We start from the raw sequence: 16633 nt of genomic DNA on the forward strand, positions 1-16633 counted from the left end.
CTGCCCTCGCATTCGGTTCACGTTCACAGGTCTATCCTCTACGACGGCCGGGAAGTGCGGTGCGCCCGGGTCGCCAAGAGAAGGCGGGCCAGGCCACTTCGGGTGCCTGCGACGGCGATCCGGTCGCCCGGCCGGAGGTCCCGCTCGGACGCCGGTTTCCAGTCCCACGTCCCACCGTCGTCCTGCCGGGCGAGCACCCGCAGACCACCCGCCTCGTCCAGCTCGCCCAATCGCAGGCCGCTCGCGACCGAGCCAGGCTCGACGGTGACCTCGGTGAGCAGCAGAACGCGACGACCGGCCGGCACGGTCACCTGACTGCGCCGGTTCGCCACCGCGGCCGCGATCGCCGGCGCGACCAGCATCGACACCGACCGGCTGTGCCCGAGCCCGAGCTGCCGCTCGACCCGCTGGGCCAGGTCGTGGTCGAACATCCGCATCGTGATCCGGGCTTCGTCGTTCAGGTCGCGGACCACCATCGCGGACTCGAGGTTCGTGATGTCCCCGTCCGTGAGCGCGAGTACCGACTGGGCTCGTTGTACTCCGGCCGACCGCAGCGTCTCCTCGTTGCTGCTGTCGCCGATGACCACCGGGATCCGGAGCCGGTGCGCGGTCTGTACGCCGGGCGCGTCCTCGTCCTGCTCGACCCCGACCACCGCGACCCCGCGCTCGGCCAGGATCTCCAGCACCCGGGCGCCGACCGTACCGAGGCCGCAGACGACCACGTGGTTGCGCGGCCGCCCCCGGACACCACCGATCACCCGCGACAACCGGGCGCCGATGAGCGAGTCGACGACGACCGCGGTGAGTAAGGCCATCAGGACGATGCCGGTCAGCTGCACCAGGACCGCGGCGACCTTCACCCACGGATCCGCGCCGGAGAACTTGTCGTCCTCGATCCCCGCGGACGTCACCGCACCGGACGCGAGGTAGACCGCCCGCCACCACTCGATGCGCCCGACGAAATGGATCACCGCGGTCCCGACCACGACCAGGAACGCCATCACCGCGGCGATCCGCCGGACCCGGCGGTCGAAGATGTCACGCAGCCCCATCAGCCAGCCGGCCCGCCGGACGTCCTTGGTCCGCCAGACGGACCGTACGCCGGTGCCGAGAACGATGTCGCCCTCCGGGTCGGAGGTGGCCATCGGCAGCAGCTCCGGCGTCGCCGACGACGTGGTGTCGGCCAGCACGGTCAGATGGGGTTCCCGGATCAGGTCGGCCTGGCCGGCGACCAGCCGGCGCCCGCCGATCTCGAGCCAGGTGAGCTCGTCGTCCTCCAGCGCGTCGGAGACGAACGCCGGCGCGGCCAGGGTGGGTCCGGAGATCATCACGCAGTCGCCCAGCAGGCGGAGCAACTGCTTGCCCAACCGCGGGTTGACCATCTGGACGATGATCCGCAGGTCGGGATCCATGTCGCGCGCGGTCAGCGCGGTGTGCACGTTGTGGACGTCATCGGTGTCGAGCAGCACCAGGGCGCGAGCGGTCGACGGGTTCCCGTCCTGTGCGTCGATACCGGCCCGGCGGAGCAGCGCCTCGCTGATGACGCGCACGCCGATCACGTGCGCGCCGAGCTCGCCGATCCGGTCGTAGTGCCGCGATCCCGGGTTGACGATCGCGGTCACCCGCTCGCCCGAGCTCACCAGCTCGGTGACCACCCGCAGCATCGTGCGGTCCGAGCCACAGACGACGACACTGCGTCCTTCGAGCGGACCGATCGCGGCCTGTGCCGTCGCCTCGACCGGTGGTGCCTCGTCCTCAGAAGCGGGCGGGCTCTCGGTACTCTCCCCACTGTTCCCGAAGAACGTGACAGATTTCCCCCATCGTGGCCTCCGCACGCGCTGCCTCCAGCATGGGCTCGATCAGGTTGCCAGTACCCCTGGCCGCCTCCACCAGAGCCGTTAGCGTACGGCGTACCCGGTCCTCGTCGCGGTGTGTCTTGCGCGCGGCGAGCACCCGGCACTGCTCGATCTCGACCTCGTGCGAGACCCGGAGGATCTCCAGCTCGCCGGAAACCGTGTCGGTCAGCGTGTTCACGCCGACGATCTTCTTCTCGCCCTTCTCCAGTTTCTGCTGGTACTCGAACGCGGCATCGGCGATCTCGGCCATGAACCAGCCGTCCTCGATCCCGCGCAGGATGCCGCCGGTGATCGACTCGTCCGGGCTCATCTCCTTGATCCGGGCAAAGATCTCCTCGGCCTCGGCCTCGATCGCGTCGGTGAGCTCCTCGACGTACCAGGACCCGCCGAGCGGATCGGCGACGTTGGTGACGCCGATCTCCTCCATCAGCACCGATTGGGTGCGCAGGGCAATCTCCGCCGACTCCTCACTCGGCAGCGCGAGGGTCTCGTCGAGTGCGTTGGTGTGCAGCGAGTTGGTCCCGCCGAGGATCGCGGCCAGCGCCTCGACAGCCGTGCGTACGACGTTGTTGTACGGCTGCTGCGCCGTCAACGACACCCCGGCGGTCTGCGTGTGGAAGCGCAGCGACTGCGCCTTGTCCGTACGAGCGCCGTACACATCACGCAGCCAGCGGGCCCAGATCCGCCGGGCCGCGCGGAACTTCGCGATCTCCTCGAAGAAGTCCAGGTGGCTGTCGAAGAAGAACGACAGGCCGGGCGCGAACACGTCGACATCGAGACCACGGGACAGGCCGAGCTCGACGTACCCGAAGCCGTCGGCGAGCGTGTACGCCAGCTCCTGGCCGGCGGTCGAACCGGCCTCGCGGATGTGGTAGCCGGAGACGCTGAGCGGCTTGTACGCCGGGATCGTCGCGGCGCAGTACTCCATCAGGTCACCGATCAGGCGCAGGTGCGGTTCCGGCGGGAACAGCCACTCCTTCTGCGCGATGTACTCCTTGAAGATGTCGGTCTGCAGCGTCCCGTTGAGCTTGGTGAGGTCCGCGCCCTGCCGCTCGGCGGCGACCAGGTACATGACGAACGCCGGTACTGCGGGGCCGGAGATCGTCATCGACGTCGTGACGTCCTGCAGCGGGATGTCCTTGAACAGCCGGTCCATGTCCGCGGCCGAGTCGATCGCGACGCCGCAGTGACCGACCTCGCCGAGCGACTTCGGCTCGTCGGAGTCGCGACCCATCAGCGTCGGCATGTCGAACGCGACCGACAGGCCGCCCCCACCGCCGTTCAGGATCATCTTGTACCGCTCGTTGGTCTGCTCGGCGTTGCCGAAGCCGGCGAACTGGCGGATCGTCCAGGTCCGGCCGCGGTAACCGGTCGCGTACAGCCCGCGCGTGAACGGGAACTCCCCCGGCCACCCGATCCGCTCCATCCGCGGGTCGTCGACACCTTCGGGAGGCCCGTACACCGGGGCGACCTCGGTGCCGGAGAGCGTGGTGAAATCGGCCTCGCGCTTACGCGCCGTGTCGTACCGCTGCTGCCACCGGCTCCGGCCGGTGGCGATCTGCTCGGCATCCATCAGTCAGACCTCCTCGGGAACTGGTCCCAAAATACTAGGACGTCCAACTATTTCCAACTAGCTGACCAACCGGAGTCCCCGGCGACGGGCCTGCTCGCGCAGGTCGGGAGCCGGTAGCACGGGCCAAGCAGGTCTCAGGGGATCAGCTGAAGTCGCCGGCGTTGTGGCGGAGCGGTTCGAGGACGGACCAGAGCATCTTGAGCTGCTCGTCGGTCAGGCCGGACAGGGCGAAATCGGCGGCGACCAGATCGGCCGTGGCGCGCTCGACCAGGTCACGTCCCTCCTGGGTGATCTCGCACAGGATCGCGCGGCCGTCGTCCGGGTGCGGCGTACGGGTCACCAGTCCGGCCGCCTCCAGCCGCCGGACGATCGAGGTCACCGACGTGGGGTGGACCTGCAGCCGCTCCCCCATCTTGCCCAGCGGCAGCGATCCGCGCCGCGAGAACGTCAGCAGCACCAGCGCCTCGAACCGTGCGAACGTCAGCCCGTGCTTGCGCAGGATGTCGTCCAGCTCTCCGATGACGATCTGCTGCGCCCGCATCAGCGACGTGACGGCGCGCATCTGCTCGACCGCTCCCCAGCGCCGGCCCCACTGCCGCGACGCCTCCTCGATCGGATCGAACGGCAACGCCCTCTTCCTCGCCATGAGCCGAAGGTTAGCTGGACACTAGGCAGATCATGGCGACCCTCAGAGATTCGGACTTCCCGGCACTCGGCAAGGACTCACCCGCCGAGCAACTCATCAGCGTGCGATTCCGGTGGTATTTCCAGCAGGCGAAGCGGGCCCGGATCGCCTACCGCTTGCTCGGCACAGTGCAACTGGTGGCCGCACTCATCATCGCGATCTCGGTCGCGATCTCCGCGCCGACCTGGCTCGCGCCGGCCCTCGGCGGCGTGATCGCGCTGGCCGAAGGGATCCGCACGTTGTTCGGATTCAAGGACTCCTACCCGGCCTACACCCGCACTGCCCAGCAGTTACGCAACGAGGCCTGGCTCTACGCCCAGCGAGCCGGTCGGTACGGCAAGGCCGACGACCCGGTACGGCTCCTCGCGGAACGAGTGGTGGACATCAGCCAGGAGGAGACCTCCGACTGGGAGGCCGCGCTCAAGGCTCGGAGCATCTGAAACTGTCCGTGGGGCGTGGGAGGGTCGGGGCATGACTTTGGCGGCGGAGGTTTACCTGGGGCACGTGCGAGCTGAGTCCGCACGGCTGGGTGAGGTTGGACGGATGGGCCTCGAGGCCGCGGTGCCGAGCTGTCCGGGATGGACGGTGGATTCGGTGCTGCGCCACGTGGCGCTGGTCTACGTGCACAAGGTCGAGGTGTTGCAGTTCGGCGCGCTGCCGAAGCCCTGGCCGCCGGACTTCAGCGGCCTGGAGACGCTCGAGTGGTACGACGAGGCTCGCGCGGCGATCGTGCAAGCGCTGGAGAAGGCGGGCACCTCCCTGGAGACGTGGACGTTCAACCCCCGCGACACAACCTCGGCCTTCTGGTATCGCCGGATGGCAATGGAGAGCGTGGTCCACCGGATCGACGTCGAGCAGGCTCACGCGGTCGTCACACCGATCGACGCCGAGCTCGCGCTCGACGGTATCGACGAGCTGCTGTACCCGAACCTGGCCGGCCCGTGGTGGGAGGAGGGCGACACCGAGCACCCGGTCGACGCGACCGTGCGCATCACCGCCGCCGGGCGCTCCTGGACGATCCGCGCGGACAGCACGAGTGTCGAGGTCACTCAGGGTGCCGAGGGCGAGGCAGCCGCCGAGATCTTCGGTGACCCCACCGCGGTCTACCTCTGGCTCTGGGGCCGCGCCGGCGACGACGCGATCCAGACCGCCGGCGACGATGACGTCGTACGGGCGTTTCGGGGACGGCTCGCGGAAAGTACGAAGTGATGTCCTCTGCGGGTCCGGCTGTTCGTTCCTTTCCCGAGGGACCACAGTGGTCTCAGCAGAAGGAGGACTCCGATGCCGCAGTACCTTGCACTGACCTATACCGCGGACGTGGACTGGTGGGCACCTGAGCAGGCCGACGAGCTGGCCGAGTACCGGCAGTTCGGCGTGGACAACGCCGCGCAGATCAAGGCGAGCGCGGTCCTGCACCCGACCTCGACGGCGACCGTCCTCTGCGGTGCTCGCGTTGCTGTTGCTGACCGAGGCGCGTCGGCCGGCCAGGCTCGACGAGCAGGGCGAGGTGGTCACGCTCGATCTGCAGGACCGGAGCCGCTGGGACGCCGAGCTGATCGCGCGCGGGGTCGAGCTGCTCAACGACTCGCTCCAGCGCTCGGATCGCCAGGCCGATGCGTACCAACTGCAGGCCGCGATCGCCGCCGAGCACGCCCGCGTGCCCAGCTACACGGCGACCGATTGGCACGAGATCGTGCGGCTGTACGAGCTGCTTGTCGAGGTCGCGCCCAGCCCGGCCGCCCAGCTCGGCCTTGTCGTCGCGACCGCCGAGACCGGCGACATCACGTCAGCCTTGGCGCTGCTGGACGCCGTACCGCACAGTCCTCGCCGGCATGCGATCCGCGGCGAGCTGCTGGCTCGCCAGGCTCGCTACGCCGAGGCAGCGGATGAGCTGGACCAGGCATTGGGGACCGCTCCGCCGAACCATCCGGAGCGTGCACATCGGGAGCGCCGCCGCGACGTGTTCCGACAGCGCGCCGGCTGAGCGCTCAGTCGGTGTCGTCGGTCCAGTTGCCGCGTTCACTGTTGAAGATCGACTTCGGGCCTGACGAGGCCGGCCGGGCGTGGTGGGCCGGAGCGCTGGGCGCCACCGTGCTGATGACCTCCTGCGCGGAGTCCATCCCGATCGGACCGGTGCCGTCGTCGTCGGAGTCCTCGTCGCCTTCCAGCACGTCGACGCTCGCCGCGGCGCGCAGACCGGTGCGCTGGATGACTCGCTGGATGGTCAGATCCCGGTCGTCCGGGCGGCTGACCCACTTGATCTCCCGGAAGCCCTGATCCTGCGCCGCCGACTCGAAGACGAAGTGGCCGTAGCCGAGGATCCGGCCGATGCTCGGCTTCTTCAGGGTGATGTCGAGGACTCGCGCGATCGGGGTGGTCGCGATGCTCTGGGAGAAGACGCCACGGATCCGCATGACCCGCATGTTGGTGACCACGAACCGGTCCCGGTGATGGGTCAGGAATTGCCAGAACGCATGCGACAGCAGCACCAGCACGAGCACCAGCAGCACCTGCGAGCCGCCGATCGAGTTGGTCACCAGCACCACCAGCAGCGCGGTCGCCAGCGCGACCTCGAGCATCGGCACCAGATACACCACCCAGTGCTGCCGGACCTCGTCGATGACGACTTCGCCCTCGTCCGAGATCAGATGGCGCCGGACCTTCGGGTCGAAGATCCGGAACAGGCCTATTCCGGCCATCCACTCACTCCCCTGTCAGCCCCGCTGTCGGGCCTGCCGGCCCTGCTTGCGTCCCTTACAGCCAAGTGTCCCGCACGATTGCTCGTCACGGGACACTTGAACCGCAGATCAGCTGAACAGCGCGGTCAGGAAGGTGATCACACTTTGGAACGCGTCGCCGACGGCAGAGAACGCGCCGCCCACCGCGTCGGCGGCGTTCGCCGGCTGAGTGAACAGATAGAAAGCCGCAAAGGCGATGACCGACCAGATCAACAGCTTCTTCGGCATGTCACCACTCCTCGTTCGCAACCACTCGGTCGACTGTGTTTGAATTTGTATCACGGACCGTCACCAATTGTCACTGACTGAACACAGCCCACCCTACGATGCTCACCAGCTACAAGGTCCATTCTGTAACGGATCCGGGAGCATGGCACCCACCGGCGCGCCGCCGTGAGACGCCCATCCTGCCATCCGGCGCAAATTCTGCGGTATTTGCCCGAATTCGGAACAACACCCGGTGAACGGAAAGCGAAAGACACAAAGTGACACTCCGTGGTCGAGTGTTCCAACCGAGACCACGTCACAACGCCGCGATCAACTCGTCCGCCGCAGCGTACGGGTCGGTGCCTCCGTCGGCCACCTTGGCCGCCAGCACATCCAGTCTGGCGTCACCGTGCAGATGCGCGAACCGGGACCGCAGCGCCGTCATCGCGATCGCCTCGATCTCGTCCCGCGCGCGGCTGCGCCGGCGTTCGGTGAGGACGCCGTTCGACCGCATCCACTCGAGTCGGTCGTCGATCGCGACCACCACCTCGGCGACCCCCTCGTTGCGTGAGGCAACCGTCTTCAGGATCGGCGGCGACCACGCACCCTCGGCGCGTTCGGCCAGCGCGAGCATCGACCGCAGGTCGCGGGTGACGTTCTGCACGCCGTCGCGATCCGCCTTGTTCACCACGTAGATGTCGCCGACCTCGAGGATCCCGGCCTTCGCCGCCTGGATGCCGTCGCCCATCCCGGGGGCGAGCAGCACCAGCGTCGTGTCCGCCATCCCCGCGATCTCGACCTCGGACTGCCCGACACCGACCGTCTCCACCAGAACGACGTCGAACCCGGCCGCGTCCAGCACCCGCAGCGCCTGCGGTGTCGACCACGCCAGCCCACCCAGATGCCCGCGCGAGGCCATCGACCGGATGAACACCCCGGTGTCGGTCGCATGGTCCTGCATCCGCACCCGGTCCCCCAGCAAGGCTCCGCCGGAGAACGGCGACGACGGGTCCACCGCGAGTACGCCGACCCGCTTCCCGCTCGCGCGGTACGCCGAGACGAGCGCCGACGTCGACGTGGACTTGCCGACGCCCGGCGAACCCGTGATGCCGACGATGTGCGCGTGACCGGCGTGCGGCGACAGCGCCGCCATCACCTCACGCAGCAGCGGGGACTCGTCCTCGACGAGCGAGATCAGCCGAGCGACGGCCCGGGAGTCACCCTCCCGGGCCCGCTCGACCAGCTCGCCGACAGGTGCGGTGCGTCGTGGCATCAGCTCTTCGGAACCCGCACGATCAAGGCGTCACCCTGACCGCCGCCGCCACACAGAGCAGCGGCTCCCACGCCTCCACCGCGACGCTGAAGCTCCAGCGCGAGGTGCAGCACCAGGCGAGCGCCGGACATGCCGATCGGGTGACCCAGCGCGATCGCGCCACCGTTCACGTTCACCTTGTCGACGTCCACCTGGAGTTCGCGAGCCGACGCAATCCCGACCGCCGCGAACGCCTCGTTGATTTCGACGAGGTCCAGCGCGGACGGCTCGATGCCTTCCTTCGCGCAGGCCTTGACGATCGCGTTGGCGGGCTGGCTCTGCAGCGTCGAGTCCGGCCCGGCGACCGACCCGTGGGCGCCGATCTCGGCGATCCAGCTCAGCCCGAGCTCCTCGGCCTTCGCCTTGCTCATCACGACGACAGCACAACCGCCGTCGGAGATCTGCGAGGCCGAACCGGCCGTGATCGTGCCGTCCTTGCCGAACGCCGGCCGCAGCTTGGCCAGCGACTCGGCCGAGGTGTCACTGCGGACGCCTTCGTCGCTGTCGACCACGATCGGGTCGCCCTTGCGCTGTGGCACCTCGACCGGGACCACCTCATCGGCGAACACGCCGTTCTTCCACGCGGCGGCGGCCTGCTGGTGCGAGCGGGCGCTGAACTCGTCCTGCTCCTCGCGGGTCAGCTTCAGGCCGTCGTTGTTGGCCTGGTCGGTGAGCGCGCCCATCGCCTGATCGGTGAAGGCGTCCCACAACCCGTCGAACGCCATCGAGTCCACCAGCGGCACATCGCCGTACTTGAAGCCCTCGCGGGACTTCGGCAGCAGGTGCGGCGCGTTCGTCATCGACTCCATGCCGCCGGCCACGACGACGTCGTACTCACCGGCGCGGATCAGCTGGTCGGCGAGCGCGATCGCGTTCAGGCCGGACAGGCAGACCTTGTTGATGGTGATGGCCGGGACGTCCATCGGGATTCCGCCCTTGACCGCGGCCTGCCGGGCGGCGATCTGGCCGGCGCCGGCCTGCAGCACCTGGCCCATGATCACGTACTCGACCTGGTCCGGCGCGACACCGGCCTTCTCCAGGGCGGCCTTGATCGCGAACCCCCCGAGCTCGGCGCCGGTGAAGCCCTTGAGGCCACCCAGCAGCCGCCCGATCGGGGTGCGTGCGCCGGCCACTATGACGGTTTGGTTCTGCGAGCTGCGAGTGGCGTCAGACATGTTGTCACGATACCTGCGACAGCACTGGTACGCCGCTGTCGATCAAGTCACACGAGCCATGGATCGGGTCACACCAGCCATAAGCTGACGGCATGGATCACGTCACCTCTGGCCTGTTCGAAGCCATCGACCATGTCGGCGTCGCGGTGGCCGACTTCGACGAGGCCGTCCGGTACTACGCGGACGTCTTCGGCCTGCGGGTCGCGCACGAGGAGATCAACGAGGAACAGGGCGTCCGCGAGGCGATGCTGTCGATCGGCGACTCCGGATCGTCGATCCAGCTGCTCGCGCCGTTGTCGGACGCATCGCCGATCGCGAAGTTCCTGGACCAGCGCGGCCCGGGCATCCAGCAGCTGGCCTACCGCGTCGGCGACCTCGACAAGGTGTCCGCGGTCCTGCGTGAACGCGGCGCCCGCCTGCTGTACGACGAGCCGAAGCGCGGCACCGCCGGGTCGCGGGTGAACTTCATCCACCCGAAGTCGGCCGGCGGCGTGCTCGTCGAACTCGTTGAGCCACGGGCCCCGAACACGGTGTGACGGCGCGCGCTGCTGACCGCCGGAGAGCACTGAGCGGACTAGTCTGTTCAGGTGCTGAAGGACAGCGCCACCGACTCTCTGCACGGAGCGCCGGCGGGGTTCAGGCACGACGCCTTCGTCTATGCGTCGGACGAGGAGTTCGTGCGGCTCGCGGGAACGTTCGTGCGGGACGGTTTGGCGGCGGGGGAAAAGATCGTGGCCGTGCTGCCACCTGGGCGGATCGCCTTGCTGGGCGAAACTCTCGGTGCAGCGCGCGACCAGGTCCGCTTTATCGATATGACTGTTGCCGGAAGCAACCCTGCCCGGCTGATCCCGCTCTGGCGCGACGCCCTCGAGCAGCACGCCGGCCACCCGGTGCGCGGTCTCGGTGAGCCCGCCCACGCCGGCCGGAGCGCGACCGAGTACGACGAGGCGTTGCTGCACGAGGCGCTCCTGGACATCGCCTTCGCGAGCGACCGATCCTTCTGGCTGCGCTGCCCGTACGAGGCCTCCGTCGGCATCGACCCGACGGCGACCCACTCCGGCGCGGAAGCCCTTGCGGAGAAGACGTTCCGTACGGCGCTGGACGACGTACCGGATCGGGCCGAGCGCTGGGAGTTCGGGCTCGCCGACCTGGGAGACGTGCGTGATTGGGTCACCGCGCAGGCGTCGTCGTACGGCGTCTTGCGGGACCGGCGAGACGACCTGGCGCTGGCGTTGCACGAGATCTGCACGAACAGCATCAGGTTCGGCGGCGGTCGCGGGACGTTGTCGGTGTGGGTCGCGGACGGCGCGCTGATCTGCGACGTGGCCGACCGCGGCCGGATCGACGACCTGCTGGTCGGGCGCGTGCTGCCACCGCTCGACGGACTCGGCGGACGGGGCGTCTGGCTGGCGAACCAGCTCTGCGATCTGGTGCAGCTGCGGTCGGGTGACGACTTCACCCAGGTGCGCTTGCACACTCGCCTGCGCGGATAAGACCACTGACAACGGTGGACTGCAAAAGTGACGGTCGTCTCACCCGTCCCGTCCTGTGTTACAGGGCACAGCGGTGCGTGCATACTCAGCGGTAAGTTCCGCTCACCCAGACCGCCGTTGCAGGAGGTACGACGTGAAGCAGATCCTCGATGCGATCCTTGCCGGTGACACCGCTGCCGTGGGTGCGCTCGACGTACCCGATCACTACCGCGGGATCACCGTCCACGCCGACGAGGCCGGAATGTTCGAGGGTCTGGACACCAAGGAGAAGGATCCGCGCAAGAGCCTGCACCTGGACGACGTGCCGACGCCCGAACTCGGGCCGGGTGAGGCGCTGGTCGCGGTGATGGCGAGCGCGATCAACTACAACACCGTCTGGACGTCGATCTTCGAACCGGTGTCGACGTTCTCCTTCCTCAAGCGGTACGGGAAGCTGTCGCCGCTGACCGCCCGACACGACCTGCCGTACCACGTGGTCGGCTCCGACCTGGCCGGCGTCGTACTGCGGACCGGCCCGGGAGTGAACGCGTGGAAGCCCGGCGACGAGGTGGTCGCGCACTGCCTCTCGGTCGAGCTGGAGTCGCCGGACGGACACAACGACACGATGCTCGACTCCGAGCAGCGGATCTGGGGCTTCGAGACGAACTTCGGCGGCCTGGCCGAGCTCGCGCTGGTGAAGTCGAACCAGCTGATGCCGAAGCCGGCCCACCTGACCTGGGAGGAGGCCGCGTCGCCGGGGCTGGTGAACAGTACGGCGTACCGGCAGCTCGTGTCGGCGAACGGCGCGAACATGAAGCAGGGCGACGTCGTCCTGATCTGGGGCGCGTCCGGCGGACTGGGTTCCTACGCGACGCAGTTCGCGCTGAACGGCGGGGCGATCCCGGTGTGCGTCGTGTCCTCGCCGGAAAAGGCGGAGATCTGCCGGGCGATGGGCGCCTCGCTGATCATCGACCGGTCGGCCGACGGGTACAAGTTCTGGAAGGACGAGACCACTCAGGACCAGAAGGAATGGAAGCGGTTCGGGGCGCGAATCCGCGAGCTGACCGGCGGGGACGACCCCGACATCGTCTTCGAGCACCCGGGACGGGAGACCTTCGGAGCGTCGGTGTACGTCGCCCGCCGCGGCGGGACGATCGTGACGTGCGCGTCGACGTCGGGATTCATGCACGAGTACGACAACCGCTACCTTTGGATGAACCTGAAGCGGATCATCGGCTCCCATTTCGCCAACTACCGCGAGGCCTGGGAGGCGAACCGACTGATTGCCAAGGGCATGGTTCATCCGACGGTCAGCCGGGTCTACCCGCTCGAGGAGACCGCTCAGGCCGCGTACGACGTGCACCGCAACCTGCATCAGGGCAAGGTCGGCGTGCTCACCCTCGCTCCCACCGAGGGACTCGGGATCCGGGACCCGGAGCTGCGTGAACAGCACGCCGCGGCGATAAATCGCTTCCGTAACAGGTAGTTGTCCCCAGGGGCGGATTAGCTGGTTACACCCGGGTTCTGACAGGCTTAAGGTGGGGGATTCAGCTGAGCCGCCAGAAGGGAATCTCGGGAAATGCCTGACGAGTCGAGCCTGCCGTTCTTCGACCGCACGGCGACCGCGGCCGGGGGCTTCCCGGTCAGTCGCCGTGGGTACGACAAGCAGGCGGTGGACGACTATGTCCGCGCGCTGGAAATGCAACTCGTCGAGGCGCGTAACCGCGCCGACGAACTCCAGGGCAGTGTCGCGCCCATGCAACGCCAGCTCGACGAGACCCGTCGCCAGCTCGAGGCCAGTGCGAACCCGTCGTACGCCGGGCTCGGCGACCGGGCCGCGCAGATCCTCCGGCTCGCCCAGGACCAGGCGTCCGAGGCGCTCGAGGAGGCCCGGCGGGAGGCCGACGAGCTGCGGACCAACGCGACCAAGGAGGCGGCCGCCACCCGCGCCACCGGTGTGCGTGAGGGCGAGGACATCCGCTCCGTCGCGCTGAACGAGGCCGACAGCATGCGCCGGACCGCCGAGGGTGACGCCGCGGAGCTCCGCCGGACCGCCGAGACCGAGTCGGCCGAGGTGCTGGCGGCAGCGCGGCGCAAGGCCGAGCAGCTGCAGCTGACCGCCGAGTCGCAGTCGAGCACGCTGAAGAACGGCGCGCTGCACGAGGCGGAGAAGATCCGCACCGCGATCCAGCGCGAGTCCGCGGCCCTGCGGGCGCGGCTGGCCGACGAGCGTGAGCAGCAGGCCAAGGAACTGGCCGACAAGCACCAGCAGATCGCGGCCGACACCGAGAACCTGACCTCCCAGATGAAGGAGGCCGCCGAGGCCTCCGAGCGGCGCGTGGCGGAGGCGACCGAGCAGGCGCGCAAGATCCGCGCCGAGGCCGAGGAGTCGGCCGAGCGGACGATCTCGCGGTCGCGGCGTGAGGCGGAGCAGCTGCTCACGACCGCGCGGACGCGGGCCGAGGCCGAGCTCGCGAACGCCGCTGACGAGGCGGAGCGGTCGCGGACGATCGTGGCCCGCGAGACCGAGCGGCTGGCCAAGCGGCGCGACGGCATCCTGACCCAGATCGCCGGGCTGAACGAGATCGCCAGCAATATCGCCCGGCAGGCCGCCGAGCTCGACTCCGAGACGGCCGCCCCAGCCTACGTCAACCCGTTCGCCCGTCCGCAGACCCCGGCGGCCCCCGGCCCGCTGGACGGCCCGGCACCGAGCCCGTTCGAGGCACCACAGACCCCGGCCCCGAGCAGCAGTTCGTTCTCGGAGCCGGAGGGGTTGGCCCCGACCAGTAGCCCCTTCGACCGCCCCGCCGAGGACGAGGACGAGGTCGGCCCGTTCACCGGGGCGAGCCCGTTCGTCGGGGTCGGCGCGGGTGACGCCCGGGTCGACGAGACCCGGATCGACAGCGGCCTGCGGGTCGACCCCAAGGACACCGACGACCTCGCCGGCAAGACCGCCGGCGGACCAGCCGAGCCTGACGACTCCCCCGCCACATCAACCTCATCCGCCAAGCCCGTCGCGTCCCCGACCGCCGACGCGGACATCGACGACGAGGACATCGAGGACGCAGACCTCGACGACGAGGACGAGGACGAGGACGACGAGCCGGCCGATTCAACCCGGATCGACGAGTTGCGGCTGGATGACCTCGCGAACGAGCAGACTCGGGTCCAGGCGAACGGTTCCGCTGCCGCCGACGACGACAAGACCGACGAGGCCAAGGGCCGTTCGAGATCCCCGAAGGACAAGACGACGTGACCCCACCCGGCGACGAGACCTCCACAGCGACCCCCGGCGAGGACCTCGCCGAGGCGACCAGGGAGGCACAGACCGCCGCCGCCGAGGCACAAAAAGCAGCCGACGAGGCCGAGAAGTCCGCCGACAAGGCCGAGGATGCGGCCGGCAAAGCTGACGAGGCGGCCGGCAAGGCGGCCGACGCAGAGGCAGCGGCAGAGAAGGCCGAGGCCGCAGCGGAGAAGGCTGTGCAGGACGACGACCTCGCCGATGAACTGCTGATCGAGGAGCGTCACCCGGACGAGGGCATGGGGATGCCCGGTCCGGCGCTGCGGCGGTCGAACCCGTTCGTCTTCGGGTTCTTCGCGGCTCTCGGCGTACTCGTCGCCTGGGGATTGTGGAACGCCCTCGGCCAGGCCAAGTCGGTACTGATCCTGCTGCTGGTGTCGATGTTCATCGCCGTCGGCCTGAACCCCTTGGTCGAGTGGTTCATGCGCCGCGGCCTGAGGCGCGGCCTGTCGGTCGGCGTCGTGTTCCTGCTGATGCTCCTGGCGGTCACCGGCGTCGGCTTCGCGATCGTTCCGGTCGTCACCGACCAGGTCAACAGCCTGATCAGGAACGCCCCTGAGTGGCTCGACCTGCTGCAGAAGTCGAACTCGCTGAAGGAACTCAACAACCGCTACCACTACATCCAGAAGGCCCAGGACTACATCCAGGACCCGGCGCTGGCGCAGCGTGCGTTCGGCGGCATCCTCGGCGTCGGCAGGGTGGTCGCGGGCGCCCTGTTCAACACCTTCACGATCATGATCCTGACGCTGTACTTCCTCGCCTCGCTCCCGTCGGTGAAGCGCGCGGCGTACAGCCTGGTCCCGGCCACCCGCCGCAACCGCGTCTCGATCCTCGGCGACGAGGTCCTGACCCGGGTCGGCGGCTACGTGAGCGGCCAGTTCATGGTGGCCCTGTGCGCCGGTGTCTGCATGTTCATCTTCCTGGAGATCGTCGGCCTGCGGGAGTACGCCGTGGCGCTGGCGATCGTGGTGATGTTCTGCGACTTCATCCCGATGGTCGGCGGCCTGATCGGCGTCGTGGTCGTCTCCCTGATCGGGTTCACCGCAGGCCTGTGGATCGGCGTCGCCTGCCTCATCTACGGCATCATCTACCAGCAGATCGAGAACTACGTCGTAGCTCCTCGCATCATGCGCCGGGCCGTGGACATCCCCGGCGCCGTCACCGTCATCGCCGCCCTCCTCGGCGGTGCGCTCCTCGGCGTGGTCGGCGCCCTGCTCGCCATCCCGAGCGCCGCCGCCATCCTGCTCATCATCCGGGAAGTCTGGGTCCGCAAGGCCAACGACTCTTAGGACCAGCGCTCCTCGATCCGGCCGTAGCGCCAGACCAGCAGCGCGACGGCCCAGATCACGACGAACAAACCGGTGATGACGAAACCGGCCTGGTTCAGGTCGAGTCGGCTGATCGCGACCAGCGGCCCGGACGTGATGCCGAGTTTGCCGGTCAGGATGGACAGGATCTCGATGGTGCCGATCGCGAGGGCGACGACCACCGAGAGCGCCGTGACGACCAGGTTGTAGAAGGCTCGGCGCACCGGATTGATGACCGCCCAGCGGTACGCGACGCTCATGAAGCAGCCGTCGATCGTGTCCAGCAGACTCATCCCGGCCGCGAACAGGATCGGCAGGACGAGGACGGCGTACCAGGGCAGCGCGAACGCCGCGGCTCCACCCGCGAGAACGAGCAGCGACACTTCGGTCGCGGTGTCGAACCCAAGACCGAACAGCAGTCCGACCGGGTACATGTGGCGCGGCTTGCGCACGGCCCTGGTCACCGGGCGCAGCAGCCGGTTGAGCAGACCTCGGCTGTCGAGGTGCGCTTCGAGCTCCGCCTCGTCGTGATCCCCCTGACGCATCCGGCGCACGACCGCCGCGATGCGTGCGAGTAGGACGAAGTTGACCAGGCCGATCGCGACGAGGAAGACACCGGACACCGCCGTACCGACCAACGCCGTGGCCGACTGGAGCGTGGACGAGTCGTTCTCGACCTGACCGACCAACGAGCGCACGCCGAAGGCGAGCAGGAGGCACAGCCCGAAGACAACGCTGGAGTGACCGAGCGAGAACCAGAACCCGACGGACACCGGCCGCTGCCCGGCCGCGGTGAGCCGGCGAGTGGTGTTGTCGATCGCCGCGATGTGGTCGGCGTCGAACGCATGCCGCATCCCCAGCGTGTACGCCGTCAGCCCCAGACCGACCCCGAATCCGCCGGACGCGGCGAGGCTGTAGTGCCTCGGCGCGACCAGACCGACGAGGACTCCCCAACCGACCACATGCAACAGCAGGATGAAGGCCGCCATGGCCACTGTCACGGTCAC

Annotated in this window: 16 protein-coding genes; 8 read left to right on the forward strand and 8 right to left on the reverse strand. The window is 68.7% G+C overall.

Annotated features, from left to right (window positions below):
* Positions 1-38: 38 nt before the first annotated feature.
* From ACZ3HV_RS17100 to ACZ3HV_RS17110, 3 genes are all read right to left on the reverse strand, one after another.
* Positions 39-1835: an NAD-binding protein gene (locus ACZ3HV_RS17100; protein WP_465685298.1), complete on the reverse strand. Its 1797-nt coding sequence runs from the start codon at positions 1833-1835 to the stop codon at positions 39-41.
* Positions 1756-3429, reverse strand: coding sequence for an acyl-CoA mutase large subunit family protein (locus ACZ3HV_RS17105; RefSeq protein WP_465685300.1), 1674 nt, complete (start codon positions 3427-3429; stop codon positions 1756-1758). The genes ACZ3HV_RS17100 and ACZ3HV_RS17105 overlap by 80 nt, the downstream gene beginning before the upstream one ends.
* A 142-nt stretch (positions 3430-3571) precedes the next feature.
* Positions 3572-4075 (reverse strand): MarR family winged helix-turn-helix transcriptional regulator, encoded by a 504-nt coding sequence (locus ACZ3HV_RS17110; RefSeq protein WP_465685302.1) that lies wholly within the window; start codon positions 4073-4075, stop codon positions 3572-3574.
* A 32-nt stretch (positions 4076-4107) separates the two neighbouring features.
* Here ACZ3HV_RS17110 and ACZ3HV_RS17115 point away from each other — a divergent pair, with 32 nt between their 5' ends.
* The 3 genes from ACZ3HV_RS17115 to ACZ3HV_RS17125 all read left to right on the forward strand — a co-directional run bounded on the left by ACZ3HV_RS17115 (position 4108) and on the right by ACZ3HV_RS17125 (position 6098).
* A complete protein-coding gene (locus tag ACZ3HV_RS17115; protein WP_465685304.1) occupies positions 4108-4554 on the forward strand; it encodes a DUF4231 domain-containing protein in 447 nt (148 codons plus the stop codon).
* Positions 4555-4657: 103 nt separating this feature from the next.
* The gene (locus ACZ3HV_RS17120; protein ID WP_465685306.1) at positions 4658-5323 is read left to right on the forward strand and encodes a maleylpyruvate isomerase family mycothiol-dependent enzyme; all 666 of its coding nucleotides are present in this window, start codon (positions 4658-4660) and stop codon (positions 5321-5323) included.
* A 124-nt stretch (positions 5324-5447) separates the two neighbouring features.
* Positions 5448-6098 (forward strand): DUF6596 domain-containing protein, encoded by a 651-nt coding sequence (locus ACZ3HV_RS17125; RefSeq protein ID WP_465685523.1) that lies wholly within the window; start codon positions 5448-5450, stop codon positions 6096-6098.
* Positions 6099-6102: 4 nt separating this feature from the next.
* Here the strand turns inward: ACZ3HV_RS17125 and ACZ3HV_RS17130 are convergent, their stop codons facing one another.
* The 4 genes from ACZ3HV_RS17130 to ACZ3HV_RS17145 all read right to left on the reverse strand — a co-directional run bounded on the left by ACZ3HV_RS17130 (position 6103) and on the right by ACZ3HV_RS17145 (position 9546).
* Positions 6103-6813 carry a PH domain-containing protein gene (locus ACZ3HV_RS17130; protein ID WP_465685308.1) on the reverse strand — a complete coding sequence of 237 codons (711 nt, stop codon included), beginning with the start codon at positions 6811-6813 and terminating at the stop codon, positions 6103-6105.
* 108 nt (positions 6814-6921) lie between these two features.
* Positions 6922-7080, reverse strand: coding sequence for a hypothetical protein (locus tag ACZ3HV_RS17135; RefSeq protein WP_360376765.1), 159 nt, complete (start codon positions 7078-7080; stop codon positions 6922-6924).
* Between the two features lie 295 nt (positions 7081-7375).
* Entirely contained in the window at positions 7376-8332 is a 957-nt protein-coding gene (gene meaB / locus ACZ3HV_RS17140) for a methylmalonyl Co-A mutase-associated GTPase MeaB (RefSeq protein ID WP_465685310.1), read from the reverse strand.
* On the reverse strand, positions 8332-9546 hold the full coding sequence (locus ACZ3HV_RS17145) for an acetyl-CoA C-acetyltransferase (protein WP_360376760.1): 1215 nt from the start codon (positions 9544-9546) through the stop codon (positions 8332-8334). Before ACZ3HV_RS17145 ends, meaB begins: the two co-directional genes overlap by 1 nt.
* Positions 9547-9638: 92 nt before the next feature.
* Between ACZ3HV_RS17145 and mce the strand changes: the two genes are divergently transcribed.
* The 5 genes from mce (at position 9639) to ACZ3HV_RS17170 (ending at position 15608) form a co-directional block, all read left to right on the forward strand.
* Complete coding sequence (gene mce, locus ACZ3HV_RS17150) at positions 9639-10082, forward strand: methylmalonyl-CoA epimerase (protein ID WP_465685313.1); 444 nt, start codon at positions 9639-9641, stop codon at positions 10080-10082.
* Positions 10083-10133: 51 nt separating this feature from the next.
* Positions 10134-11039 (forward strand): anti-sigma factor RsbA family regulatory protein, encoded by a 906-nt coding sequence (locus ACZ3HV_RS17155; protein WP_465685315.1) that lies wholly within the window; start codon positions 10134-10136, stop codon positions 11037-11039.
* Positions 11040-11172: 133 nt separating this feature from the next.
* Positions 11173-12504 carry a crotonyl-CoA carboxylase/reductase gene (ccrA, locus tag ACZ3HV_RS17160; RefSeq protein WP_465685317.1) on the forward strand — a complete coding sequence of 444 codons (1332 nt, stop codon included), beginning with the start codon at positions 11173-11175 and terminating at the stop codon, positions 12502-12504.
* A gap of 93 nt (positions 12505-12597) precedes the next feature.
* Positions 12598-14274: a cell envelope integrity protein TolA gene (locus tag ACZ3HV_RS17165; protein ID WP_465685319.1), complete on the forward strand. Its 1677-nt coding sequence runs from the start codon at positions 12598-12600 to the stop codon at positions 14272-14274.
* Positions 14271-15608 carry an AI-2E family transporter gene (locus ACZ3HV_RS17170; protein ID WP_465685321.1) on the forward strand — a complete coding sequence of 446 codons (1338 nt, stop codon included), beginning with the start codon at positions 14271-14273 and terminating at the stop codon, positions 15606-15608. The genes ACZ3HV_RS17165 and ACZ3HV_RS17170 overlap by 4 nt, the downstream gene beginning before the upstream one ends.
* Here ACZ3HV_RS17170 and nicT read toward each other — a convergent pair.
* Positions 15605-16633, reverse strand: coding sequence for a Nickel transporter NicT (gene nicT, locus ACZ3HV_RS17175; RefSeq protein ID WP_465685323.1), 1029 nt, complete (start codon positions 16631-16633; stop codon positions 15605-15607). The genes ACZ3HV_RS17170 and nicT overlap by 4 nt on opposite strands.

The organism is Kribbella sp. NPDC020701 (assembly GCF_055562215.1).